Raw genomic sequence first — 22850 nt, 5'->3', positions numbered from 1 at the left:
CTCCGTTTCCTGAGCCTCAACATAGGTGTTTCGCACTGCAACAAAAGGGGTGCGGATCACTCTTCCTCGAACAGTTCGGTCTGATCTTCGTTTTCTTCGTCGTCGCGCCCCTCGCCCAGCGGGATGGTGCCCGGAGGTGGACGGTTTTCCAACAGACCAGCGGCGCGCAGCTCTTTGAGACCCGGCAGGTCACGCGCGTTCTCCAGCCCAAAATGGTCCAGGAATTGCGGTGTCACCACAAAGGTGACCGGGCGACCCGGTGTCATGCGGCGACGGCCTAGCCTGATCCACTCCATCTCCAGCAATTGGTCGATTGTCCCGCGCGAGACCGAGACCCCTCGGATTTCCTCGATCTCGGCCCTTGTGCAAGGCTGGTGATAGGCCACAATTGCCAGTGTTTCGATCGCAGCCCGGCTGAGTTTCCGGGTCTCGACCGTTTCCTTCTGCATCAGAAAACCCAGATCCGGCGCAGTGCGGATCGCCCAAGCTTCACCCACGCGAACCACGCGTACGCCGCGCCCCTCATAACGTTTCTGCAGCAATTCAACAGCTTGCGCCGCGTCGCTGCCATGAGGCATCCGGGCTTCAAGATCACCCATCGTCACTGGCTCGGCGCTGGCAAACAGCACCGCTTCGACCATGCGTTCCTGTTCCGCCAGGGGCGGCGCTTCGAACAGGGTACCTGTCTCTTCAGGGGCGTCAGTCACGAGTTTCAGTCCTTTTGCGCAGATGGATCGGAGCAAAGGTCTCGCTCTGCTTGATCTCCATATGTCCTTCTTTCACCAGTTCCAGCGAAGCCGCAAAGGTCGCAGCCGTCGCCGACCGCTTGCGAACCGGATCAGCATCCCAGCCGTCGGGCAGATACGTCTCCATATCCGTCCACGTTCCGGCGAACCCGATCAGTGGGCGCATCCGCTCCAGCGCCTGCTCCATCGTGAACACCGAGTCGCGGTCCATTACAAAGGGGCGGAACTCGTCGCGCGTGCGAATGCGGGCATAGCCCTGCATCAGGTCCAGCAAGGTCGCCGAATAGGTCACGGTGCGGATTCGGGTGATATCCTCGCCCTGCCCGCGCTTGAAGAAATCGCGGCCCAACTGATCGCGCGCCATTAATCGCGCTGCAGCATCACGCATAGCCTGCAGGCGTTCCAATTGGAACGCCAGATGCGCAGCCAGTTCCTCGCCCGAGGGCCCTTCGTCATCGGGATCAGGTGGCAGCAGCAGGCGGGATTTCAAAAAAGCGAGCCAGGCCGCCATGACCAGATAGTCGGCGGCCAGTTCGATCCGCAGTGCACGGGCCTTTTCGACAAAGGCCAGATACTGCTGCGCCAGCGCCAGAACCGAGATTTTTCGCAGATCAACCTTTTGCGTGCGCGACAAGGTCAGCAAAACGTCCAACGGACCTTCAAACCCGTCGACGTCAACAATCAACGCCTCGGCGGCAAGACGATCCGCGACCGAGACCGGATCTTCGCTAAATAGGTTATCGTTCATATACCTGCCCGCCCATTAGGGCAGATAGTTCCGCCTCGGCGGCTTGGATGTCAAGTTCCGCCGGCTTTTGCCGCATAGCCAACGCCTTTTCCGCACGTTTTTGCGCCAGATCGGTCATTTGCCCCGCAGCCTCCAGCACTTTGGCACGCGCTTCGAATGTGCCGTTGCAATGTAGAACCACATCGCATCCGGCGGCCAGCGCTTGTATGGCGACCTCTTCAGGCGCCCCGCTAAGGGCTTTCATCGAAATGTCGTCGGTCATGATCAGGCCGTCGAACCCGATCTTTTCGCGGATCAGGCCAATCATAGTGGACGAGATCGTCGCAGGCTGCGGGTCGATTTGGTCATAAACCAAATGCGCGGTCATCCCCATCGGCAGATCGTTCAGCGCGCGAAACGGAGCGAAGTCAGCCTGCTCCAGCGCATCCTGCGGCAAGTCCACGTGCGGAAGATCGTGGTGGCTGTCCAATGTCGATAAACCGTGGCCTGGCATGTGTTTCATGACGGGCAAAACACCACCATCCAAGTGCCCTTTGGCAACTGCCCTACCGATCTTGGAAACGGCTTTGGGATCAGCACCATAGCAACGGTTCTTCAGAAAGGCATGCGTGTTTTCTCGTATCAGATCGACCATCGGGGCGCAGTTGCTGTCGATGCCCAGCTCAAAAAGCTCATTCGCGATCAGGCGATAGCGAAGGTACATGGCTTGCTCAACCTGATCCCCTGCTTGCAGCGCGTGATCCAATGGGGGCTTCCACTCGCGCGCCAGCGGTTCGCGCAGGCGCTGTACGCGACCGCCTTCCTGGTCAATAGTGATCGGACAATTGCGCCCTACAGCTTCGCGATAATCATCGCATAAGGCACGGACCTGATCAGCTGTGTCGATATTACGGGCAAACAAAATGAACCCGAACGGGTTCATTTCACGAAACAGAGCCTTTTCTTCGGGCGTCAGGCGCAAACCTTCGGCGTCGGTGATCGCAGCTCCAAAACTCACCGAGCGGCCACCGGAATACAGTCAGCTCCACGCGCTTCGAGCGCGGCGCAGAACTGGCGTGAATCGCTCAGGTCATCAAACCCCAAGACGCGCAGACGATAGAACGTCCGCCCCCCGCGTGAGGTTTTCTGGATAACACGCTGTTTTCCATTCATATAATCACCGAACCTATTGTTCAGACGATCCCATTCTGTGCGCGCCACGTCCGAGCTTTCATAAGCACCTAACTGCGCCATGCGGGTGCCCTTGGATAGGGAATTCGGGTCCACATCCAACCCAACAGCCGCTTTGACGGCAGCGTTGATCGCCGCTTCGGTGCTGCTGTTTGGGGTGATGCCGCTGGGTGTTGCACGCGCCGGGCGTGTGATCGGCCGCAGAGACCTGCGAACCCCAGGCTGCGCTGCCAGCTCTGGGTCGGGCAGTTGCGCGGCCAGATCGGCGGGGTCGATTGCTGGCTCGTCCTCGGGCGTAACTAAAGCAGCCAGTTGAACGCCCTGCTCTGCCGGTTCTTCAATCTTGGCCGCCTCGCCGGCAAGTTCGGCGACCAAGGCATCAACCGAGCCCTGGCGCAATTGCGCGGCTTCCTGATCTGAAATCTCTTCCTCAACCACATGCACGGCCGGAGTGGCTTTCAGAGGTTCCACGGGGATGTCTTCATCAGTCAAAGACACCGGGCGCGGGGCAAGGATCAATCGATCCGCCGGAGGTGCCGCAGTTCCAACCGCAGCCACCGCATTCACGGCCAGCCCCTGATGATCCGCAGGGGTTCCGCCGGGGTTTTCAGGCTGAATGCGCATCGGGCCTTCGATCGCCCGTACGACTGGCACGCCGCTGACATCGCGCATCACCAGCTTATAGCCCCACACACCAATCCCCGCGACCAACGCCAAAGAGGCCACCGCCCCCATCGCATTGACAATACGGCCAAGCCCCGCTGCGCGCGGCGCTTCCTCATACCCTTGCATGTCGTCGGAATATTCATACCCATCCTGCGGATGCGGTTGATTCGTGTAATGCATATGCTCGGGGCGGTCCTGCCCCGAGTAATCGTAACGTGCCATGTCCGCCTCACTGCCCGTTGAGCGCCTAAAAACATGGCGCGCGGGTCATTTCTTGCCTACCTCGTACCGGCGCGTCGGGCGGAGTTTGTTACCGCATCTCCTGCGCTGGGGTAACGCCAAGAATACCCAAGCCCGCTGAAATCACAACAGAAACAGCCCGGGCCAATGCGATTTTCGACTGGCTTGTGGCAACATCGCCATCCTGGATGAAACGCAGCTGAGTTTCATCGTTGCCCTTGTTCCACAGCGCGTGGAAATCCCCTGCGAGTTCATACAAGTAGAAGGCAACCCGGTGCGGTTCGTTGGTGCGCGCGGCAATCTCGACCAGACGCGGCCATTCCGCCAGCTTCTTGGCGACGGCCAGTTCCGAGGCGTGATCGTTCTTGCTCAGGTCCGCAGCGGACAAGGTCCCGTCGTCGGCAGCTATCCCGGCCTCGGCTGCGCGGCGCAGCACGCTCATGACGCGGGCATGAGCATATTGCACGTAGAACACGGGGTTCTCGCGGCTCTGCTCCAGCACCTTGTCGAAATCGAAATCCAAGGGCGCGTCGTTCTTGCGGGTCAGCATCACGAAACGGGTCACGTCCGGGCCAACCTGATCGACAACATCGCGCAGAGTTACAAAGTTCCCGGCCCGTTTGGACATCTTGAAAGGCTCACCATTCTTCCAAAGCTTCACCAGTTGGGTCAGCTTGATATCCAGCGGCACCTTACCATCAGACAGCGCCGAAACAGCCGCCTTCATCCGCTTGACGTACCCACCGTGATCGGCACCAAACACGTCTATCAGAGCGTCAAAGCCGCGAGTTACCTTGTCATAATGATAGGCGATGTCCGGGGCGAAATAGGTCCAGGCACCATCCGATTTCTTCACCGGGCGGTCAACGTCATCGCCATGCTCGGTCGACTTGAACAGGGTCTGCTCGCGCGGCTCCCAATCCTCGGGCTTCTTGCCCTTCGGCGGCTCCAACACGCCTTCATAGATCAGGCCCTTGTCGGTCAGCGATTGCAGCGCGGCCTCGATCCGGCCCGTGCCATAGAGCGATTTCTCTGAGAAGAACACGTCCATCTCGACGCCCAGCGCCTTCAGGTCAGCCCGGATCAGGTCCATCATCGCGTCGGTGGCAAAGTTGCGCAGATCTCCCAGCCACTCGCTTTCCGGCTTGTCGATAAGGCTGTCGCCGTATTTGTCTTTCAGCGCCTCACCAATCGGAATCAGGTAATCACCGGGGTACAGCCCCTCTGCGATCTCTGGGCTCAGCCCATTGGCCTCGCGATAACGTTCGTATGCCGACCGCGCCAGCACATCCACCTGTGCCCCACCATCGTTGATGTAATACTCACGGGTGACGTCATGACCCGAATAAGCCAGCAAGCTTGCCAAAGCATCGCCGAATACAGCGCCCCGCGTATGGCCCACATGCAACGGGCCAGTTGGATTGGCCGAAACATACTCGACGTTGACCTTCTGCCCCTGCCCCATGGTCGAACGGCCGTAATCTGTGCCCTTTTCCAGAACCGCAGCCAGAACGCCCTGCCAAACGACCGGTGCAAGACGCAGGTTCAAAAAGCCCGGCCCGGCGACCTCGGCACTGGTGACCCGGTCATCCGCCGCCAGTTTCCCGGCCAGCACATCGGCAATGTCGCGCGGCTTCATCTTGGCCGGCTTCGCCAACACCATCGCCGCGTTGGTCGCCATGTCCCCATGCGCCGCATCGCGCGGCGGTTCGACCGCCACGTTGTCAAAGCTCAGCCCTTCGGGCAGCGCGCCGTCGGACTGCATCTGCGCCAGCGCGTCCAGTACAAGGCCGCGGATCTCGGAAAACAGGTTCATTACGGATGTCCTTTTGCTTGCCCGGCGGTTTAACACGCAAAGCGGCAAGGTCAATGGAAGCGATCAATTTCCGCTTGGATTAGGCGTAAACAGGTCTAAGGTCACAGGAAATCCCTAATCGGAGACCTGTCCATGCGCCTCGCCCTGCCCCTTGCCTTTGTCCTGACCACCTCAACGCCGGTTTGGGCCGAGATGCCCGCGCCGACCGGACATGTTCTGCTAACACTGGGCGGCGCAGTGACGGAAACCAACCTTCCGGCCCGAGCGGAAAACGAGGGCGGCCTGCTGAGGTTCCTCGAAGTGCAGCACGAAGGGGCGGCTGGTTTTGATGCCTCGATGCTGGACGGGCTGGAACAGGTCGAGATCACCATCGCCTACGGCCCCGAAAGCAATCAGCGCGATATTGCGTTCTCGGGCCCACGCCTTTCTGACGTGATGACTATGGCAGGGGCCGAAGGAAAAATCGCCAGACCCATGGCTATGGACGGCTATCAATCCGAAATCCCGTGGGACAGCATCGCCACGCACCAGCCCATCGTGGCAACCCACGCAGATGGCGTCCCGATGGGAATTGGCGGTTATGGACCGACGATGATCGTTTTTCCACCCACCAGCGATGCTGAACTGGCTCAGGAACAAGCCGGGCAGCAGGTCTGGGCGCTGGCATACATCGCGATAGAGTAACTACCCGCCCGTCAGTTTTTTGTGATCCTGCAGCGCAAAGCGATCTGTCATTCCCGCGATATAGTCAGACACGATTCTTGCCAGTGCCGTCTCATCCGCGGCAGCCTCGATATCGCTGTGCCAGCGGGTGGGCATCTGCTTGGGGTCGTTGAGGTAAATCGGAAACAGCTCTTCAACGACCCGAGCAACTTCTTCCCGCACCTCCATCACACTGGGTGCGCGGTACATCCGCGTAAACAAAAAGGCACGGATTTCCTTGAGCTGCGCCCAAAGACCGGTTGAGAATTGGATCACCGGATATCCCAGATGCCGAATGTCTTCGACCGTTTGCGCCTCGGACTTGGAAATCAAGTCTTGCGATGTATCAATTACGTCCGAGACCATGACACCAAAGACTCTCCGCAACGCCTCATGCCTGCGGCGGTACGGGTCCAGACCTGGATAGGTTCGGTCGACCTCGGCATAACAGTCGCAGACAATCGGCAACTGCTGAATTTCCGCATCCGTGAATAAATTGGCGCGCAGCCCATCCAGCAAGTCATGGTTGTTGTAGGCAATATCGTCGGACAAAGCCGCCACCTGCGCTTCGGCACTGGCATGGGTGTGCAGCTCCAGATCAAAGCCGCCGTTACACTCGGCCAAGGCCCACGGCAAAACGCCGGTCAGTGGCCCATTGTGCTTGGCTATCCCCTCCAGACATTCCCAAGTCAGGTTACAGCCATCGAATTCTGCGTAATGCCGCTCCAGCTTGGTAACGATCCGAATGGCCTGCGCGTTGTGATCGAAACCACCATAAGGCGCCATCAGCGCATGTAGTGCATCTTCACCCGTGTGCCCGAAAGGCGTATGTCCAAGATCATGGGCAAGCGCCACGGCTTCGGTCAATTCCGGGTTCAGCCCAAGCGCCCCAGCAACCGTACGCGCCACCTGCGCCACCTCAATGGAATGGGTCAAACGAGTGCGGTAGCTGTCACCCTCATGTTCCACAAATACCTGGGTCTTATGCTTGAGCCGACGAAATGCGCTGGCGTGAATAATCCTGTCCCGATCACGCTGAAAGCATGACCGGAAACTGCTCTCCTCCTCTGGCACCAACCGCCCCCTCGCGCGGCCGGGATCCGAGGCAAAACCTGCTCTGTCCAAAGGTCTTGTCCTTGTCGCCTGTCCTTAGGTTTCATATATTGTACTGCGGTAAGGAAATAAACCTTTGGAGTCCGGCATGAATCTGCCCCCCACAGTCACAGAACGCGCCTTTGAACGTTTGGCCGAGATCGGCGCTGCGGATCAGGGTCAAGCCCTGCGCGTCGCAGTGGAAGGCGGCGGATGTTCCGGATTTCAATACGAAATAGCGCTGGATAAGCCGACAGAGGATGATCTTGTGCTGGAAGGCAAAGGCCAAAAGGTTATTGTCGACTCAGTTTCTCTCCCGTTTCTTGAAAATGCGGTGATCGATTTCACACAGGAACTTATCGGCGCGCGGTTTGTAATCGAAAACCCAAACGCAACCTCATCCTGCGGCTGCGGCACGTCATTCTCGATGTAATTTTTGATGGGGGCTTTGCCCCCAAACCCCCAAGGTATTTTTAGCCAGATGAAGCAGGGGATCCGCTCTCCGACCATCCATCGGAGAGCTTCACCTGGCGCGGTCATCGGCGCCTCCGCCTGTACCGCCCAATTCTTTTCTACCAAATTAGTTAATGATCCGTTTCTTCATCTGGCTAAAAATACCTCGGAGCGCGAGGCAGAGCCTCGCAAACCTGCCATCCGACTTGCCGTTGGGCCAGTTCTGGGCGATAGGTTTCGGCAAGCCACCGGAGGATCGCGCATGAAAATCGCCACGTTCAATATTAACGGCATCAAGGCGCGGGCCGAGGCTTTGCCCCGTTGGCTGGACGAGGCGCAGCCTGACGTCGTCTTGCTGCAAGAAATCAAATCGGTCGACGAAAATTTCCCACGCGAGTTGTTCGAAGAGCGCGGCTATAACGTCGAAACGCATGGTCAGAAAAGCTTTAACGGCGTTGCAATCCTGTCGAAGCTTCCGCTAGAGGACGTTTCGCGCGGCCTACCCGGTGACGATGAAGACGAACAGGCGCGCTGGATCGAGGCCACGGTAATCGGCAAGCAAGCTCTGCGGATTTGCGGGTTGTACCTTCCTAACGGCAATCCGGTACCGGGTCCGAAATACGACTATAAGCTGGCGTGGATGGAACGGCTGTATAGCCGCGCACGCGACTTGATGGCCGCCGAGGAACCGGCCCTCATGGCAGGTGACTATAACATCATCCCACAGGCCGTGGATGCTGCCAGACCCGATGTCTGGCGCGAGGATGCCTTGTTTCGCCCCGAAAGCCGCGCCGCGTTTCGCAAGATTCTCAATCTAGGCTTTACCGAGGCATTCCGCGCTCGCACACAAGGCCCCGGCCACTATTCCTTTTGGGACTATCAGGCAGGCGCCTGGAACAAGAATGACGGCATTCGCATCGACCATTTTCTGCTGACACCGCAGGCAGCCGACCTTATGCGTGATTGCCAAATAGACGCTGCCGTGCGCGGGCAAGAGAAGCCCTCGGACCACGTCCCCGTCTGGGTCGACTTGGACCTGTAGTGGATCACGCGGTCGCGTCGTAAGCGTAAATCCACTCGTATTTCTTAGAAAGGCGCGGGCCAATTGCCATCAGAGCCGCCTGCGCGGCGAGCCGCATCGGGCCCCGCAGATGGAAGTTGCGCGCGTTTGCACCGGCAGCAGCCACCACCCGCGTTGCTCTGAGGCGGCGGCGGGTTTCATAGGCGGCAAGAGCCTGTGCAACACCCGGCTGGTCTTTAAAAGATTGCGCCAGCACCCAGGCGTCCTCAAGTGCAAGACAAGCTCCTTGCGCCATGAAAGGGAGCGTCGGGTGGGCGGCGTCTCCCAGCAGCGCCAGACGCCCGTTCTGCCAGGTTTGCGCAACGGGGCGCAGGAACAAGGCCCAGAGGTTGACTTCATTTACATCAGACAGGATTTCGCGCACCGGCCCACCGAAATCGGAAAATCGCGCGCGCAGGTCGTCCGGATTACCGCGCAGGCGCCAGCCTTCTTCTTGCCAGTCGGATCGTTCTTCTATCGCAACCACGTTCATCAGGCGCTGGTCGCGCAGCGGATAGGTGACGACATGCCTACCCGGGCCCATGGTTAATGATGCACACGGCGTCTGATCGTGTTTTGACCAAGGGATGGTCGCGCGCCAGGCGATCTGATGGGTAAACTGAGGGGACTCAGCGCCATTCAGGATCGGGCGGATATCGCTGCGCCCCCCGTCAGCTGCGATTGCGCATTCGGAACGCACGCGCTCACCATTGTCGAGGACCACTTCGGCTTCCGCCGAGTGTTTTAGAACCTGTGCAACGCGCGCACCAAGACGGATATCAACCCCGGCCTCAACGGCTGCCCGATGCAACAGTTCCAGAAGATCGGCGCGGTGATAATAATAGGTCGGTCCAGCACTCGGCGGGGGAATTCGGCTGATAACACGGCCCTTGCGACAATCCCGCAGAACTGTGCCATGCGACAGTTGTCCGTCTTCGGGCACCGCGCCGACAACGTTCAGCGCCCGCAGAACCGCAATCCCGTTGGCGCTGATCTGCAATCCCGCGCCGACTCCGGTTAAGGCCGAGGCCTGCTCGAAAACCGTGACATGCGCCCCACGTTGCCTCAACGCCAGAGCAGCCGCCAACCCTCCGACACCACCGCCAACGACACTGAATTTCAGACCTTCCATATTCATGGCACCGGCTTAACGCAAAAACGCCGAGGCAACAGGCCCCGGCGTTTGTGTTTTCCCGATTTTCACAGCGATCAATCGTCGCGGTGTACCTTCTCGCGGCGCTCGTGGCGCTCTTGCGCCTCAAGCGTCATGGTCGCGATTGGACGCGCATCCAGACGCTTCAGCGAAATCGGATCACCGGTCATCTCGCAATAGCCGTACTCACCCTCGTCGATGCGGCGCAGGGCCGAGTCGATCTTGGCCACCAGCTTGCGCTGACGGTCGCGGGTGCGCAGCTCTAGCGCGCGATCGGTTTCCTCGCTTGCGCGGTCTGCAACGTCCGGAATGTTACGGGTGTTGTCCTGCAGCCCTTCGATCGTGTCGCGGCTGCCCGCCAAAAGTTCATTCTTCCAATCCAGCAGCTTGCGACGAAAATACTCAAGCTGACGGTCATTCATGAAAGGCTCATCTTCAGCCGGGCGATAGTCTTCCGGCAGAAAAACTTCCTGCTTCATCTTTGCTCCCTCGGTATGGCCAGAAACGTCGGTTGCTGTTGTTTCACCTGACATTTGGCTCCCCCTTCTGCGGAGCGTGTAACCGACGCGCGTGCGAATGTCACTACACAAACGTCGAGTTGACACGTTACGTTTCTGACTTGTCTAAATATGAGACATATAACAACAAAACGTTGTTTTTCTGTGGAAAATACAGGGCAGAACTTGGGCGTGCCACAACCGAAACGGCACCATGATGGGTTCGAATCACCCAAAAGAGATTGGACTCATTGCAAAAATCCCGCCGCGCGACGCGGCGGCGTGCTTGTCAAAATCATCGCCTCTCTGTAACCCGAACACCACAGTTCGCGTGAAACCACATGAGGGGCAGATGACCGCACGTTTCCAGGGCACCGCAGAATACGTTGCAACCGACGACCTTACTATTGCGGTGAATGCTGCCGTGACGCTTGAACGCCCCTTGTTGGTCAAGGGTGAACCCGGCACAGGCAAAACTGAGCTGGCCAAGCAAGTTGCCGGTGCGTTGGACCTAAGAATGATCGAGTGGAATGTTAAGTCCACCACGCGCGCGCAGCAGGGCCTGTATGAGTATGACGCAGTCAGCCGATTGCGCGACAGCCAGTTGGGCGAAGAGCGTGTGCATGACGTTTCCAACTACATTCGCAAGGGCAAGCTGTGGCAGGCTTTTGAAGCAGACGAGAAAGTCGTGCTGTTGATCGACGAGATCGACAAAGCCGATATCGAGTTCCCCAACGATCTGCTGCAAGAGCTTGATAAGATGGAGTTTCACGTCTACGAGACGGGCGAAACGATCCAGGCCAAGCACCGCCCTATCGTCATCATCACTTCGAATAATGAAAAGGAACTGCCCGACGCGTTTCTGCGCCGTTGTTTCTTTCATTACATCCGCTTTCCAGATGAAGCTACCATGCGCCGGATCGTCGAGGTTCATCACCCCGGCATCAAAGATGCTCTGCTGACGACCGCCCTGACCCAGTTCTACGAAATCCGCGAAACACAGGGTTTGAAGAAGAAGCCCTCGACCTCGGAAGTGCTGGATTGGCTGAAACTATTGCTGGCTGAGGATTTGACAGCAGAGGATCTGAAACGCGAGGGCACCAATGCCCTGCCCAAGCTGCACGGCGCGCTGTTGAAGAACGAGCAGGACGTTCATCTGTTCGAGCGGCTTGCCTTTATGGCCCGCGGCCAACGTTGAGTTTGTTGAACATCCGGTGATCGCTGCTTGCCTTGATAGGGGCCGGATGTCAGCATCGCAGGGTGGCCGCATGGGTGAACCGGGCTGGCTTCGACGCGAACGAATGGGACAATGTGATTGGCTGAAACTTTGACAATTCGCGCACTGCGAACCGAAGACCGCGCTGAATGGGCCGACATGTGGCGTGCTTATCTGGCATTTTATGAGACCGAGGTGCCGGATGAGACCTATGCCAGCACCTTTGAGCGGTTGCTCGGTAACGATCCCAACGACTTTTCATGCTTTGTTGCGGAACAGGATGGGCGGCTCGTTGGTCTGACGCACTATCTGTTTCACCGCCACGCATGGAAGATCGAGTCGGTCTGCTATTTGCAGGACCTCTTTGCCCGCCCCGAAGCGCGCGGCACTGGTGTCGGGCGTGCGCTGATTGAGGCCGTGTATGACGAGGCCGACCGTCAAGGCGCGCCCTCTGTCTACTGGCTGACACAGGATTTCAACCACACCGCCCGCAAACTTTATGACCGCATCGGCAAGCAGACGCCGTTCATTCGGTATCAACGCCCATGATGCGGTTGGCTGCACTTTTGGCTGGCATGGCACTGGCAGGCTGCGCGACGGTTGAACCGACCGAGGTGCCAACCCGTGTGAAAGCCATCGAAGAAACACTGCCTCCGGTTAAGGCGTTCACCCGTGCCGCCCCGGCTCCTCCGGCCCGGTCGAATGCAAATATCGCAGCGGATTTTGTGTCACTTCATTTCGCTTTGGAGGGGGGCGCACAACTTCCGGTGTTCACGCGGTTCGATGAACCAATCACTGTACGCCTGACCGGTTCACCCACGCCGTCAATGCACCGCGACCTTACCCGGTTGCTGAACCGTCTGCGCCGTGAGGCAAGGATCGACATTCGCCAGATTTCCGACGGCTCCGCCAACATTACGATCGAGGCCGTCAGTCAGGCTCAGATTCACGGAATACTGCCAAACGCAGCCTGTTTCGTGGTGCCGAACTCTTCCAGTTTCGAAGAATACCGCCGCGACCGACGCAAACAGAAAAGCAGTTGGAGCAGGCTACGCAGCCGCGAGCGGCTGGGGATTTTCATTCCGTATGACGTCAGCCCACAGGAAAAGCGGGACTGCCTGCATGAAGAAATCGCACAGGCATTGGGCCCTCTCAATGACCTGTACCACCTGCCGGATTCGGTGTTCAACGATGACAACATCCACACCGTTCTGACCGGTTTCGATATGTTGATCCTGCGCACGACCTATTCGCCCGAACTGCGCAGCGGCATGACACGCGAACAGGTAGAAGCCGCCCTGCCCGGCATCCTCAGTCGCCTGAACCCCCGCGGGAACAAACTGCCCGTACAACCGAAATCAGAGACACCGCGCGAGTGGATCATTGCGATTCAAAAATCACTGCGCCCACAGCTGGGCACGCAACGCCGCCAAAGGGCTGCGCGTAGGGCTGCGCAAATCGGACAGGAACAAGGCTGGACCGACCACCGCCGCGCTTATCCCTACTACCTGATGGGGCGCATGGAGCAGTTCGACAACCCGCAAGATGCCTTGCACAACTATCAGATAGCCCTTCAGTTCTTACGGGCCGCACCTGGCACCGAAGTCCATCAGGCATATATCACCACACAAACGGCCTCTTACGCATTGGCGCAGGGCAAAGGCCCGGACATCCTGCCGGAATTGGACCGGGCAATAAACGTGATGACCCGAGCGGAAAACGCTTCTCAACTGGCGACTTTGCTACTGTTGAAATCCGAGGCACTCAATCAGGCAGGTCGGACCGCTGAGGCACGCTCCGTCAGGCTGGACAGCCTGGGTTGGGCGCGCTACGGGTTCGGCTCGGAAACGGTGGTGCGATCGCTGATGCAGGACGTCGCTGAAGCGCCCCGGAATAACAGAGGCGGGTAACGCATGGTCGTAGTTTTGGGAATGGCTATACTGGGGGCAATCCTTGGGGCGTTAACAGCACGCAAACGCAACGGCAGCGGCGCTGATATGGCCCAGTATGCGGCAGGTTACGGCATTGGTTTTGCTCTGATCGGTCTGGTGCTGTCGCTGATCCTTGTCCGGTTCGTGGTGTAACTCATGTTCCTTCCCTTTTTCGAAAACCTTCGAAAGGCTGGCATTCCCGTTTCCTTGCGTGAATACCTGACCTTTCTTGAGGGCATGAAAAAGGGTCTCGCCACCTATGACGTCGAGGCGTTTTATTACCTAGCCCGTGTCTCGATGGTGAAAGACGAACGCAACATAGACAAGTTCGACCGTGCCTTTGCTGCCAGTTTCGAAGGGCTGGAAGAAATCAGCTTTGATCAGGTCCTTGAAGCAGTTGATATCCCCGGCGACTGGCTGGCCAAAATGGCCGAGAAACACCTTACGGACGAAGAAAAGGCCGAGATCGAAGCCCTCGGCGGATTCGACAAGCTGATGGAGACGCTGCGCGAGCGGCTGGCCGAACAACAGGGCCGACATCAAGGCGGCAACAAGTGGATCGGCACCGCTGGAACGTCGCCGTTTGGAGCTTATGGCTACAACCCCGAAGGCGTTCGGATCGGCCAGAAGGAAAGCCGCCATCAGCGCGCGGTCAAAGTTTGGGACAAGCGCGAATTCAAGAACTTAGACGACACTGTCGAACTGGGCACACGGAACATCAAGGTCGCCCTGAAACGCCTGCGCCGATGGGCGCGTGAAGGTGCGGCTGAGGAACTGGATCTGGACGGCACAATCCGCGCAACAGCCGAGCATGGCTATCTCGACGTCAAGACCCGGCCTGAACGGCACAACGCGGTCAAGGTGCTGCTGTTTCTGGATGTCGGCGGTTCAATGGACCCGCATATCAAAGTGGTAGAAGAGTTATTCTCGGCGGCCCGGACCGAGTTCAAGCATCTGGAATACTACTACTTCCATAATTGTCTGTACGAAGGCGTCTGGCGCGACAATCGCCGCCGCTGGGATCAGCAGACACCGACCCACGAAGTGTTGCGCACTTATGGCTCGGACTACAAATGCATCTTCGTGGGTGACGCATCAATGAGCCCCTACGAAATTGCCTATCCCGGTGGCGCAAACGAACATTGGAACCAAGAGGCCGGTCAAGTTTGGCTGCAGCGTGCGCGGGATCAATGGCCTTCGAGCCTATGGATTAATCCAGTGCCCGAGAAATACTGGGGATACACCCACTCGATCGGTATGATTCAAGAGATTTTCGAGGACCGGATGGTGCCAATGACGTTGGCCGGGTTGGAACAGGGCATGCGAGAGCTGACACGCTAGTACGGTTTTGGCCAGTCTTTAGCGCTCATTGTGTCCGCGCGCGAAACAAAACTCGAAAAACCCCGGAACTGCCGCCCCCTTATTGCCACCAGCGAAACAATTTAAGGAAAACATCCCTCCATCCGATTTTTGTGGTACATTTGGATCTGGTTGTGGCTGGGGGGCTCAAATGACCAAATTCAATCTGCGCGCATTTCTGATTTCCGCCGTGACGTCCGCATCTCTTGTTTTTACATCTGCGGCGGCTGTCACTTTTGTCCTAACTCCTGACGAGGCTTTTGCTAAAAGTAACAACGGTAAAGGAAATGGGAACGGCAAAGGTAAAGGTAACAGCAAGGGTGGCGGCAACAGTAAAGCCGGCAAGGGAACTGGACCAGACAAGAACAAGGCGGCGAAGATTGGAAACAAACGAAACCTAAAACAGAAAAACAGTAAGACGCGCGTATCTAAAGCGGGAAAAACCAATAAAGGAAAGATGCAGAGGTTTTCCTTGTCCGATGTTGGGCGCGAATTCAAACGCGATGTAGAACACCTGTTTGGCAAGCGTTCGAACACGAAGTCCAAACGAAATTCGACAAAGGGACCCAAGAAGACCTACTCGAAAGCTTCCATAGCTCCGATCGAACATTCGCCTCGCCCGGTGACGCGCAGTGCCAAACGTTACGGCTCATACGATAAAAAGAAACAGTCAAAGCACTATTACCGTGACCCGCTTGTTGCGGCGATTACCGATCCGTCCGGCTCAGACAAGTTGCGCAATCTGAACGCGTCCAATGCGGCCGCTCCGGCGTTCCGGAATGCATCGCCGAACAGCAACGTTGGTAAAATCGCGACGTACCAGGCGGCAGCAAACGAATACTACGGTTTGCGGTCTGATCTGAATGATGCCCGACGCGACCTTCGTGACCTGAACAAAAGTTATGTTGGGCGCAGCAGCGCCGAGATCGCGGATGATATCGACAACCTTGATCCGAATGACCCGGATTATGACGAAAAGCTGGGTGATCTGGAAAAAGAGCTTCAAGACGCAGAAACCTATGAAGAAGCCCGCGACGGTTTACGCGAGGACATTCGGGATCTTAAAGCTGAAACCGGGGATGCTCTGTACGACGCAGAAGCCGCTTTCTTCGATGCCTCCAAAGGGCGGACTTTAACCCGAGATTCACTTGGCGATTTTCATTCCAACCTGGGCTTGCCGCAGCCGAAAGATCGTCACTATGACAAGGTGTCTATACAGCCAGTAGGTTACGGCCCAAGTTATCACCAATACTCCCAGGATCGAATGTACCAACCGACCGAAACCGATTTTCGGCTTCGTTACGAAGATGCCGCTTCCAGCATAAAGACACGAGGGAAACGCTACTATGTGGACCCACTTGCAGCGGCTATTACCGATCCCAACGGTTCGGCGAAACTGAGAAATCTTAACGCCGCCAAGGCCGCCGCTCCGGCGTTCAGGAATGCAGCCCCAAATAGCAACGTTGGCAAGATTGCAACGTACCAAGCTGCAGCGAATGAGTACTATGACTTGCGATCCGACCTGTACGATGCCCGTCGCGACCTGCGTGACTTGAACGAACGATATGATGGGCGCAGCAGCGACGAGATCGCGGATGACATCACCGACCTTGATCCAGGCGATCCGAATTATGACGAAAAACTCAGCAATTTGGAGAAAGAACTACGCGCAGCGACGATATACGAAGAAGCCCGCGATGATCTGCGTGCAGACGTAAAATCTCTTCGAGTTGATACGGCAGTCGCACAGAAGCAAGCCGAACATGCGTTTTTTGATGCGTCGAAAGGTGCAGTTTTAACGCCAGAAGCACTAGCCGAACTAATGAAGGTATTGGAACTTTCTTCAGCAGCAAACTGATTGTTGCAGACGGTGCAATCCTTTCCCGAGCGGCAAATTGGAAGGGCTAAGCAATTGCGGCTTGCTTCAAGGTTCGGCGTTGCCCATATCTTAACCATGCTCCGACTTACACCAATCCTTTTGGCCATAGCATATGCGTTTGTAATGTATCGGATTTCCGTCTGGCGCACGCATCGCGAACTGGATGCCAAATCAACCGAACTGGCGGACCCGGCACTCAAGCGCATGACCGACCGATTGGCTGCCGCGCTCGAGATCGATCGGGTGCCAGTTTATATCTATGAGATTGATCCGGTGAACGGGTTGGCCGCACCAGACGGTCGGATATTTATTACCCGTGGATTTTACCGCAAATTCCGAAGCGGAGAGGTCTCGGCCGAGGAAATGGCTAGCGTCATCGCGCATGAGTTGGGGCATGTGGCGCTGGGGCATGCGCGGCGGCGGATGATAGATTTTTCCGGCCAGAATGCGATGCGGGCCGCGTTGATGATGCTGCTAAACCGGTTCATTCCCTTCATCGGCGCATGGATTGCCAATATGTTGACCCACCTTCTGGCCTCGCGCCTGTCGCGGGGGGATGAGTATGAGGCAGATGAGTACGCAGCTGCCCTGTTGACCAAAGCTGGAATTGGAATCGGGCCGCAGAAATCGTTGTTTCACAAACTGGAAGACCTGACGCAGCAGCGCGCTGGTGTTGTGCCCGCGTGGTTGATGAGTCACCCCAAAACAGATGAGCGGATCGCGGCGCTGGAGGCGCTTGAACGGCGTTGGGGCGCTGGCGGATAGGTCTGAAAGCGAGGGGCCAGCCCCTCGCGCTCCCCGAGGTATTTTTAGCCAGATGAAGTTAGATCCTGTTTAGGCGGTGAGGGCTTTGCCTAGCCTTGGCAAGCGGGCTTTTTTCATCAGCGCGCGCAATGTCCATTGGTGGCCGGACAGTCGGTTGGCCTCTGCCAAAACGCGATTGGCTAAGTCGATCATGCCCTCGGGGTCGGTTTGCCAGAAACTGTGCAAAAAGCTATCGGGGTCGCGGCGGTCGAGACCTTCTTCCAACAGGATGTTCTTTGGAAAATCTTTTGCGTTGACGGTGACGACAATATCAGCCGAGGCCGCCACAGCAGTTGCAAGAACGTGGATATCTGCGCTGTCAGGCAGCCAGAGGCGCTGTTCGAGCCCCGGATTGGCCGGACGTTCAGCTTTTGGCCAATGCGCTTGTGTCAGAGCAATTTCAGCACGGGCTTGAGCTTCCCCTTCCGGACCCAATTTGCGAGCGGCGCGGGCCCATTCTTCGAGGATACGGGCGGACCAAATGGGGGTGAAATGACCGATTTTGGCCGCACCCAGCAACATCTCACGCATCACCGTGGGATAGATGACACAGGTATCCAGAACCGCCTTCACAGCCGGTAGAACACGGCTTTGAGGTATCCGCTTTCGGCCAGTTGCGGAAGTTGCGGGTGGTCGGGACCTGCGAACCCGGTGTGGATCAGTTGCGCCTGCCGCCCTGCCCGGCCAATCCCCCGGGAGGAAGCGTCACGGAAGCGGCCAAGATCGGCCGCGTGAGAGCACGAGCACAAACCCAGATACCCACCTGGCTTAACCAGAGGTGCTGCCAGCCGGGCGATCCGCTCATAAGCGCGCAGGCCAGCGTCCAGGGCCTGTTTCGATGGCGCAAAGGCGGGCGGGTCGCAAATGACCACATCAAATTGCGCACCCTCTTCACCCAGTTGGGTCAGCACTTCGAAGGCATCGCCCTGTCGGGTTTGGAAGCGGTCGAAAAAGCCGGACGCCTCAGCGCCCTGTGCGGCCAGTTCCAAAGCAGCGGCGGAACCATCCACGGCAAGCGCCTGCCCGGCCCCACCAGCCAGCATGGCAAGACCGAACCCACCTACGTGGCTGAATACGTCCAACACTTGCGCGCCCGGATGCACCAATCGTGCGGCAAAGGCGTGGTTTGGGCGTTGGTCATAGAACAGGCCGGTTTTCTGGCCTCCTTTCAGGTCGGCCATATAGGTCGCGCCGTTCATTGGTACCGGCAGCGGCGCGTCAGGGGCGGCGCCGCGGAGCGTTTGGTTCACGTCGTCCAGCCCCTCAAGGCCACGTGTCCGGCCCGATGCGTTTTTCAGAACGGTTGTCACCCCCGTGACGGCGACCAAAGCCTCGGTCAGTGTTTCCAGATGCGCCTCGGCCCAGGCGGCGTTGGGTTGGATTACGCAGGCGTCTCCGAACCGGTCGATGATCACGCCGGGAAAGCCATCAGCCTCGGCATGGATCAGGCGGTAGTAGGGGGCGTCAAACAGCCGTTCGCGCATCCGGAGTGCGCGGCGCAGGCGAGTTTCGAACCACGTGGCGTTCAGGTCGGCGTCAAGGTCGCGATCCAGCACGCGGCACATAATTTTGGACTCGGGATTTACCGCCACCAATGCGATGGGCGAGCGCTTTTCATCCTCAAGCACTGCAAGCGCCCCAGCCGGAATTTTGCGGGTACGCCGGTCGGTGACAATGTCATTGGCGTAGACCCAAGGGAAACCGTGGCGCAAGCCGCGCGCGTTGGCTTTGGGTTTCAGGCGGATACGGGGACGGTCGGAGGCTTGGGTCATGACGCCCTCTTAGAGGCGAACGCGCCGGGGGGAAAGCCCTAGCGGGGCCGGGAACGCCAGCCGCCGCGCCGTTTAGGGGCCTGCGCCGCTTGCAACCCTTCGGCCAGCACTTGTGTCATCGGATGATCGGCCTCTTGCGCGGCATATAGCGCGTGCAAATCAGTCAGAGCCTGCGTTTGATCGCGGTCAGCAGGCAGGCTGAGAGCCCAATCCAGAAAGATGCTGCGACACTCGGGCAGCGATATGCCCTCGATCCGATAAGCCTCGCGGATCAGGCCCTTGTGATCATTTGGGTCGTCATTGCGCGGCATCTTTGCCCTCCCCGATGACGCGACCGATGATCTCGGCCGCGGCGGTGTATCGTTCCTGTAATGCGGCCTGAAGCTGTTCGACCTGTTCGAATCCGGTGGCGCGGCACAGGAATGCCGCACCGCCTTCGCCGATCTTGTCCGCCTCAATAACTTTACCAGACAGCAACCGGGCTGCGCATTGCACCGACCAGCATAGATCGTAGCAGTCTTTCAATGTTTGCGCCTGAGCGACGTCAAGTAAGTCGGCAGCGACAGCGCCATCCAGCCCCGAAGACACGTCACGATGCGTGACGCCGGACAACAGCGCCCCGGTTTCAGCCATCAGCTCGATATCCATCATCCGGCCCGCGCCGTTCTTGGCATCCCATATCCCCGCCGGAGACTTGGCCGCCGCCAAACGGGCCCGCATTTCAGCCACTTCTCTCAGAACTTTCTGACGGTCTTCGGGCTGCGACAGAAAATCGGCACGGAAGATTTCGATATCCCGCGCCAGACTTGGGTCTCCTGCGACGACTCGGGCGCGGGTAAGGGCCAGATGCTCCCACACCCAGGCTTCGTTCTGCTGGTAGTTGGTGAAGCTGGCCAAGCTGGTCGCCACCGGACCTTGGTTGCCCGAGGGGCGCAGGCGCATATCAACCTCGTACAACCGCCCCTGCGACATCGGCGCGGACAGCGCTGTGATCAGCGCCTGCGTGAACCGTGCATAGTAGGTGCGCGTCGCCAGAGGGCGCGGACCATCGGACATATCCTGATCCAGCGGATCATAGATCACGATCATATCCAGATCGGACTGGGAATTGATCCGCCTTGCGCCAATCGAGCCCATGCCTAGCACGGCTGCGCCCCGACCGGGCGCAGGCCCATGTTTCTTTGCGAATTGCTGGGTCACACAGGGCAGGATGGCCGCGATGACCGCACTCGCCAGTTCCGCATATTGCTGCCCCGCCTGGGTTCCGTCGATCAAGCCCCGCAAATGATGCACGCCGATCCGAAAGTGCCATTCCTTGCACCAACGGCGCGCGAAATCGAGTTGGGTTTCGTAATCCGCCTCTTGCTCAAGCGCCCGCTCCAGTTCCGCCTGCAAAGCGGCTTGGCCCGGCCATTCGGTGAAAAAACTACCTCCAATTACTGCATCAAACACTGAAGCATTGCGCGAGAGATGCGCCGCCAAAGCGTGAGAGGTGCCCACAATGTCCACCAGCAGGTCGATCAGATGTGGGTTGGCTTCGAACAGAGAAAATAGCTGCACTCCGGCGGGCAAGCCAGACAGGAACCCATCCAGCGCCAAAAGCGCCTCGTCTGGTTTCGCGGTTTTCGAAAGGCGCGAGAGAAGTTCGGGCTTGAGACGTTCAAATATCCGCGCGCCCCGCTGCGACCGCAGGGCCGGATAGGTCGGCCAGCGGGCCAGAACGCTCTTGTCAAAGTCGACCTCTTTGGCCGGAATCGGGGTGGAAGACCCAGGCGCAAAGAACCCCTCGGTCAACTCATGCACCTCGGTCAGGCGGTGGGTCAGTTTGGCAGTGAGTTCGGCACTGTCGATCCCCATCAGACAAGCGACCCGTTCGATCCCGTCTGGAGACTGAGGAACTTTGTGCGTTTGCGCGTCGTGCACCATCTGGATGCGGTGTTCGACCTCACGATGGGCACGGTAGTGGTCGGTCAGTTTCACTGCCACGTCCTGTGGTATCCAGTCTTTTCCGGCCAACGCGGCCAAACCCGGCACAGTGCCGCGTACACGCAGATCAGGATCGCGCCCGCCCGCAATCAACTGGCGGGTCTGAGTGAAAAACTCGATCTCGCGGATACCGCCCTGCCCGAGCTTCATGTCATGCCCGGGAATCGTCAACGCACCACCGGTGCCCTTATTTTCGCGAATGCGAAGGCGCATGTCATGAGCGTCCTGAATGGCGGCAAAGTCCAAATGTCGACGCCAGACAAAGGGGCGCAACGTGTCCAAAAACCGCTGCCCAGCCTCCAAGTCGCCCGCACAGGGGCGGGCTTTGATATAGGCCGCCCTCTCCCACGTGCGGCCAAGGCTTTCATAATAACGCTCGGCCGCCTCTGTCGCCATGCAGACGGGAGTCACCGCCGGATCGGGTCGCAGACGCAAATCCGTGCGGAAGACATAGCCATCAGCGGTCTTGTCGCTCAGCGTGGCGCAGAAATTGCGCGTTGCCCGAACCATTCCCTGCCGGGCGTCGTAAAAATCATCGGGGTCAAAGCGGGTTTCATCAAACAGCACGATCAGGTCGATATCTGAACTGTAGTTCAGCTCATGCGCCCCCATCTTACCCATCGCCAGAATGATCATCCCGGCAGCGGTTTCCACGTCGCCCTCGGTCATCCCCGGCAGTTTGCCACGCCGGATCAGCGCCGCGATCTCGGTCTTGGCTGCAACATCCGCAGCCAAAGCACCGAAATCAGTCAGTTCAGCTGTCACCTTTTCCAACGGCCACGCCCCGGCCAGATCAGCCAGAGCCGTCAGCAAAGCCATGCGCCGCTTGGCCTGACGCAACCCGGGCTTCAGCTGATCCGGTGGCAACATGCGCGCTTCGGTCATCACATCGGCCAGTGCCTGCTCGGGCTGGTGCAGAGCCTGCGGCAACCACGCGCATTCACGCTCGATCAGACCTTTAAGGTAAGGGCTGGATCCCGCCGTACCGGCGACCAATTCCCTCTGCTCGGCGGTTAGGTCCGATAGCCCATTCAGCACCTCGCTTCCCAGCGATTTGTCAAAGGCACGTGGAACGCGATGGATGGCAAGCGAGTCAGTCATTGCACCTCCAGCGGGGTGTCCTGGCTGAAACTGTTGACCCAGACGCCATGGCGTCGCTCCCACAGGGACGAGATCAACATAGCCTCCCACGTCTCATTCCCAGGTCGCTGATAGTCGGCACGATAGGACAGCAGCACTATGTCAGGAGTTAGAATGCGCAACTGCGTTTCGCTCAGCTCGTAACGTGCCATCGTCGGAGCATCCGCAAATTGCCCAACATGATCATCCCGGTTGGCAAAGCCAGTGGTGTAGACCCCCAGAAAATCTGCGCTCAACAACGCACGGTCTGCTTGAGGATCACCTTCAACCAGTGCGGACCAGACCTGTTTTTCCAAATCCAGAATTTCGGCAAGCGATGGGGCGGTTTTTCGTTCTGTGACAGACATTTTTGCAAATTGCTTGGTTCCCCGAGTGACGTCAACCAAGCTTGGCTGATACACCCAATGTAAATCTTTTTCA

The 22850-nt window shown here is 58.2% G+C and carries 23 protein-coding genes; 10 read left to right on the top strand and 13 right to left on the bottom strand.

Annotated elements, in window-relative coordinates:
- Positions 1-56 precede the first annotated feature (56 nt).
- The 5 genes from scpB to argS all read right to left on the bottom strand — a co-directional run bounded on the left by scpB (position 57) and on the right by argS (position 5386).
- A complete protein-coding gene (gene scpB, locus ACR0LN_RS04190; protein WP_480427969.1) occupies positions 57-707 on the bottom strand; it encodes an SMC-Scp complex subunit ScpB in 651 nt (216 codons plus the stop codon).
- Positions 700-1494: a segregation and condensation protein A gene (locus tag ACR0LN_RS04185; protein ID WP_480427967.1), complete on the bottom strand. Its 795-nt coding sequence runs from the start codon at positions 1492-1494 to the stop codon at positions 700-702. The genes scpB and ACR0LN_RS04185 overlap by 8 nt, the downstream gene beginning before the upstream one ends.
- Entirely contained in the window at positions 1484-2491 is a 1008-nt protein-coding gene (gene nagZ / locus ACR0LN_RS04180) for a beta-N-acetylhexosaminidase (RefSeq protein WP_480427966.1), read from the bottom strand. Before nagZ ends, ACR0LN_RS04185 begins: the two co-directional genes overlap by 11 nt.
- A complete protein-coding gene (locus ACR0LN_RS04175; RefSeq protein ID WP_480427964.1) occupies positions 2488-3552 on the bottom strand; it encodes an SPOR domain-containing protein in 1065 nt (354 codons plus the stop codon). The genes nagZ and ACR0LN_RS04175 overlap by 4 nt, the downstream gene beginning before the upstream one ends.
- Before the next feature lie 88 nt (positions 3553-3640).
- Positions 3641-5386 (bottom strand): arginine--tRNA ligase, encoded by a 1746-nt coding sequence (gene argS, locus ACR0LN_RS04170; protein WP_480427963.1) that lies wholly within the window; start codon positions 5384-5386, stop codon positions 3641-3643.
- Positions 5387-5518: 132 nt separating this feature from the next.
- Here argS and ACR0LN_RS04165 point away from each other — a divergent pair, with 132 nt between their 5' ends.
- A complete protein-coding gene (locus ACR0LN_RS04165; RefSeq protein WP_480427960.1) occupies positions 5519-6070 on the top strand; it encodes a putative pterin-binding protein in 552 nt (183 codons plus the stop codon).
- On the opposite strand, the gene ACR0LN_RS04160 is transcribed toward ACR0LN_RS04165, so the two are convergent.
- Positions 6071-7213, bottom strand: a complete 1143-nt coding sequence (locus ACR0LN_RS04160) for a deoxyguanosinetriphosphate triphosphohydrolase (protein ID WP_480427959.1) — start codon at positions 7211-7213, stop codon at positions 6071-6073. It abuts the gene before it with no gap.
- Positions 7214-7289: 76 nt separating this feature from the next.
- Here ACR0LN_RS04160 and ACR0LN_RS04155 point away from each other — a divergent pair, with 76 nt between their 5' ends.
- Together ACR0LN_RS04155 and xth are read left to right on the top strand one after the other, a co-directional pair.
- On the top strand, positions 7290-7613 hold the full coding sequence (locus ACR0LN_RS04155) for a HesB/IscA family protein (RefSeq protein WP_480427958.1): 324 nt from the start codon (positions 7290-7292) through the stop codon (positions 7611-7613).
- 282 nt (positions 7614-7895) lie between these two features.
- Complete coding sequence (xth, locus tag ACR0LN_RS04150; RefSeq protein WP_480427957.1) at positions 7896-8675, top strand: exodeoxyribonuclease III; 780 nt, start codon at positions 7896-7898, stop codon at positions 8673-8675.
- A 4-nt stretch (positions 8676-8679) separates the two neighbouring features.
- On the opposite strand, the gene ACR0LN_RS04145 is transcribed toward xth, so the two are convergent.
- Both ACR0LN_RS04145 and dksA read right to left on the bottom strand, forming a co-directional pair.
- Positions 8680-9825 carry an FAD-dependent monooxygenase gene (locus tag ACR0LN_RS04145; protein WP_480427956.1) on the bottom strand — a complete coding sequence of 382 codons (1146 nt, stop codon included), beginning with the start codon at positions 9823-9825 and terminating at the stop codon, positions 8680-8682.
- A gap of 77 nt (positions 9826-9902) precedes the next feature.
- Positions 9903-10325 (bottom strand): RNA polymerase-binding protein DksA, encoded by a 423-nt coding sequence (gene dksA / locus ACR0LN_RS04140; protein WP_039531267.1) that lies wholly within the window; start codon positions 10323-10325, stop codon positions 9903-9905.
- Positions 10326-10695: 370 nt separating this feature from the next.
- Between dksA and ACR0LN_RS04135 the strand changes: the two genes are divergently transcribed.
- The 7 genes from ACR0LN_RS04135 to ACR0LN_RS04105 all read left to right on the top strand — a co-directional run bounded on the left by ACR0LN_RS04135 (position 10696) and on the right by ACR0LN_RS04105 (position 17493).
- Positions 10696-11541 (top strand): AAA family ATPase, encoded by an 846-nt coding sequence (locus ACR0LN_RS04135; protein ID WP_480427955.1) that lies wholly within the window; start codon positions 10696-10698, stop codon positions 11539-11541.
- Between the two features lie 117 nt (positions 11542-11658).
- Entirely contained in the window at positions 11659-12108 is a 450-nt protein-coding gene (locus ACR0LN_RS04130) for an N-acetyltransferase family protein (RefSeq protein ID WP_480427954.1), read from the top strand.
- Positions 12105-13469, top strand: coding sequence for a DUF2927 domain-containing protein (locus ACR0LN_RS04125; RefSeq protein ID WP_480427953.1), 1365 nt, complete (start codon positions 12105-12107; stop codon positions 13467-13469). The genes ACR0LN_RS04130 and ACR0LN_RS04125 overlap by 4 nt, the downstream gene beginning before the upstream one ends.
- Positions 13470-13472: 3 nt before the next feature.
- Positions 13473-13643 carry a hypothetical protein gene (locus tag ACR0LN_RS04120; protein ID WP_480427952.1) on the top strand — a complete coding sequence of 57 codons (171 nt, stop codon included), beginning with the start codon at positions 13473-13475 and terminating at the stop codon, positions 13641-13643.
- 3 nt (positions 13644-13646) lie between these two features.
- Positions 13647-14831 (top strand): vWA domain-containing protein, encoded by a 1185-nt coding sequence (locus ACR0LN_RS04115; protein ID WP_480427951.1) that lies wholly within the window; start codon positions 13647-13649, stop codon positions 14829-14831.
- Between the two features lie 169 nt (positions 14832-15000).
- A complete protein-coding gene (locus tag ACR0LN_RS04110) occupies positions 15001-16707 on the top strand; it encodes a hypothetical protein (protein WP_480427950.1) in 1707 nt (568 codons plus the stop codon).
- A 96-nt stretch (positions 16708-16803) separates the two neighbouring features.
- Entirely contained in the window at positions 16804-17493 is a 690-nt protein-coding gene (locus ACR0LN_RS04105; protein WP_480427949.1) for a M48 family metallopeptidase, read from the top strand.
- Positions 17494-17562: 69 nt separating this feature from the next.
- On the opposite strand, the gene ACR0LN_RS04100 is transcribed toward ACR0LN_RS04105, so the two are convergent.
- The 5 genes from ACR0LN_RS04100 to ACR0LN_RS04080 are packed head-to-tail and all read right to left on the bottom strand — an operon-like array spanning position 17563 to position 22777.
- The gene (locus tag ACR0LN_RS04100; RefSeq protein ID WP_480427948.1) at positions 17563-18105 is read right to left on the bottom strand and encodes an RSP_2648 family PIN domain-containing protein; all 543 of its coding nucleotides are present in this window, start codon (positions 18103-18105) and stop codon (positions 17563-17565) included.
- Positions 18102-19304: an RSP_2647 family RNA methyltransferase gene (locus ACR0LN_RS04095; protein WP_480427947.1), complete on the bottom strand. Its 1203-nt coding sequence runs from the start codon at positions 19302-19304 to the stop codon at positions 18102-18104. Before ACR0LN_RS04095 ends, ACR0LN_RS04100 begins: the two co-directional genes overlap by 4 nt.
- Before the next feature lie 38 nt (positions 19305-19342).
- Positions 19343-19615, bottom strand: coding sequence for a hypothetical protein (locus tag ACR0LN_RS04090; protein ID WP_480427946.1), 273 nt, complete (start codon positions 19613-19615; stop codon positions 19343-19345).
- On the bottom strand, positions 19602-22391 hold the full coding sequence (locus ACR0LN_RS04085) for a [protein-PII] uridylyltransferase family protein (protein ID WP_480427945.1): 2790 nt from the start codon (positions 22389-22391) through the stop codon (positions 19602-19604). The genes ACR0LN_RS04090 and ACR0LN_RS04085 overlap by 14 nt, the downstream gene beginning before the upstream one ends.
- On the bottom strand, positions 22388-22777 hold the full coding sequence (locus ACR0LN_RS04080) for a DUF4440 domain-containing protein (RefSeq protein ID WP_480427944.1): 390 nt from the start codon (positions 22775-22777) through the stop codon (positions 22388-22390). Before ACR0LN_RS04080 ends, ACR0LN_RS04085 begins: the two co-directional genes overlap by 4 nt.
- Positions 22778-22850 lie beyond the last annotated feature (73 nt).

This window comes from Ruegeria sp. AA6 (assembly GCF_056542865.1).
The sequence above is the reverse complement of the archived record's forward strand: the minus strand, read 5'-3'. Positions and strand labels throughout refer to the sequence as shown.

Coding starts and splice junctions, on each gene's coding strand:
- ACR0LN_RS04090 (WP_480427946.1), bottom strand. CDS start 19,615: ATGCCGCGCAATGACGACCCAAATGATCACAAGGGCCTGATCCGCGAG.
- ACR0LN_RS04110 (WP_480427950.1), top strand. CDS start 15,001: ATGACCAAATTCAATCTGCGCGCATTTCTGATTTCCGCCGTGACGTCC.
- ACR0LN_RS04155 (WP_480427958.1), top strand. CDS start 7,290: ATGAATCTGCCCCCCACAGTCACAGAACGCGCCTTTGAACGTTTGGCC.
- ACR0LN_RS04125 (WP_480427953.1), top strand. CDS start 12,105: ATGATGCGGTTGGCTGCACTTTTGGCTGGCATGGCACTGGCAGGCTGC.
- xth (WP_480427957.1), top strand. CDS start 7,896: ATGAAAATCGCCACGTTCAATATTAACGGCATCAAGGCGCGGGCCGAG.
- ACR0LN_RS04115 (WP_480427951.1), top strand. CDS start 13,647: ATGTTCCTTCCCTTTTTCGAAAACCTTCGAAAGGCTGGCATTCCCGTT.
- ACR0LN_RS04095 (WP_480427947.1), bottom strand. CDS start 19,304: ATGACCCAAGCCTCCGACCGTCCCCGTATCCGCCTGAAACCCAAAGCC.
- ACR0LN_RS04175 (WP_480427964.1), bottom strand. CDS start 3,552: ATGGCACGTTACGATTACTCGGGGCAGGACCGCCCCGAGCATATGCAT.
- argS (WP_480427963.1), bottom strand. CDS start 5,386: ATGAACCTGTTTTCCGAGATCCGCGGCCTTGTACTGGACGCGCTGGCG.
- ACR0LN_RS04085 (WP_480427945.1), bottom strand. CDS start 22,391: ATGACTGACTCGCTTGCCATCCATCGCGTTCCACGTGCCTTTGACAAA.
- ACR0LN_RS04165 (WP_480427960.1), top strand. CDS start 5,519: ATGCGCCTCGCCCTGCCCCTTGCCTTTGTCCTGACCACCTCAACGCCG.
- ACR0LN_RS04120 (WP_480427952.1), top strand. CDS start 13,473: ATGGTCGTAGTTTTGGGAATGGCTATACTGGGGGCAATCCTTGGGGCG.
- ACR0LN_RS04185 (WP_480427967.1), bottom strand. CDS start 1,494: ATGAACGATAACCTATTTAGCGAAGATCCGGTCTCGGTCGCGGATCGT.
- ACR0LN_RS04105 (WP_480427949.1), top strand. CDS start 16,804: ATGCTCCGACTTACACCAATCCTTTTGGCCATAGCATATGCGTTTGTA.
- ACR0LN_RS04135 (WP_480427955.1), top strand. CDS start 10,696: ATGACCGCACGTTTCCAGGGCACCGCAGAATACGTTGCAACCGACGAC.
- ACR0LN_RS04080 (WP_480427944.1), bottom strand. CDS start 22,777: ATGTCTGTCACAGAACGAAAAACCGCCCCATCGCTTGCCGAAATTCTG.
- ACR0LN_RS04145 (WP_480427956.1), bottom strand. CDS start 9,825: ATGGAAGGTCTGAAATTCAGTGTCGTTGGCGGTGGTGTCGGAGGGTTG.
- dksA (WP_039531267.1), bottom strand. CDS start 10,325: ATGAAGCAGGAAGTTTTTCTGCCGGAAGACTATCGCCCGGCTGAAGAT.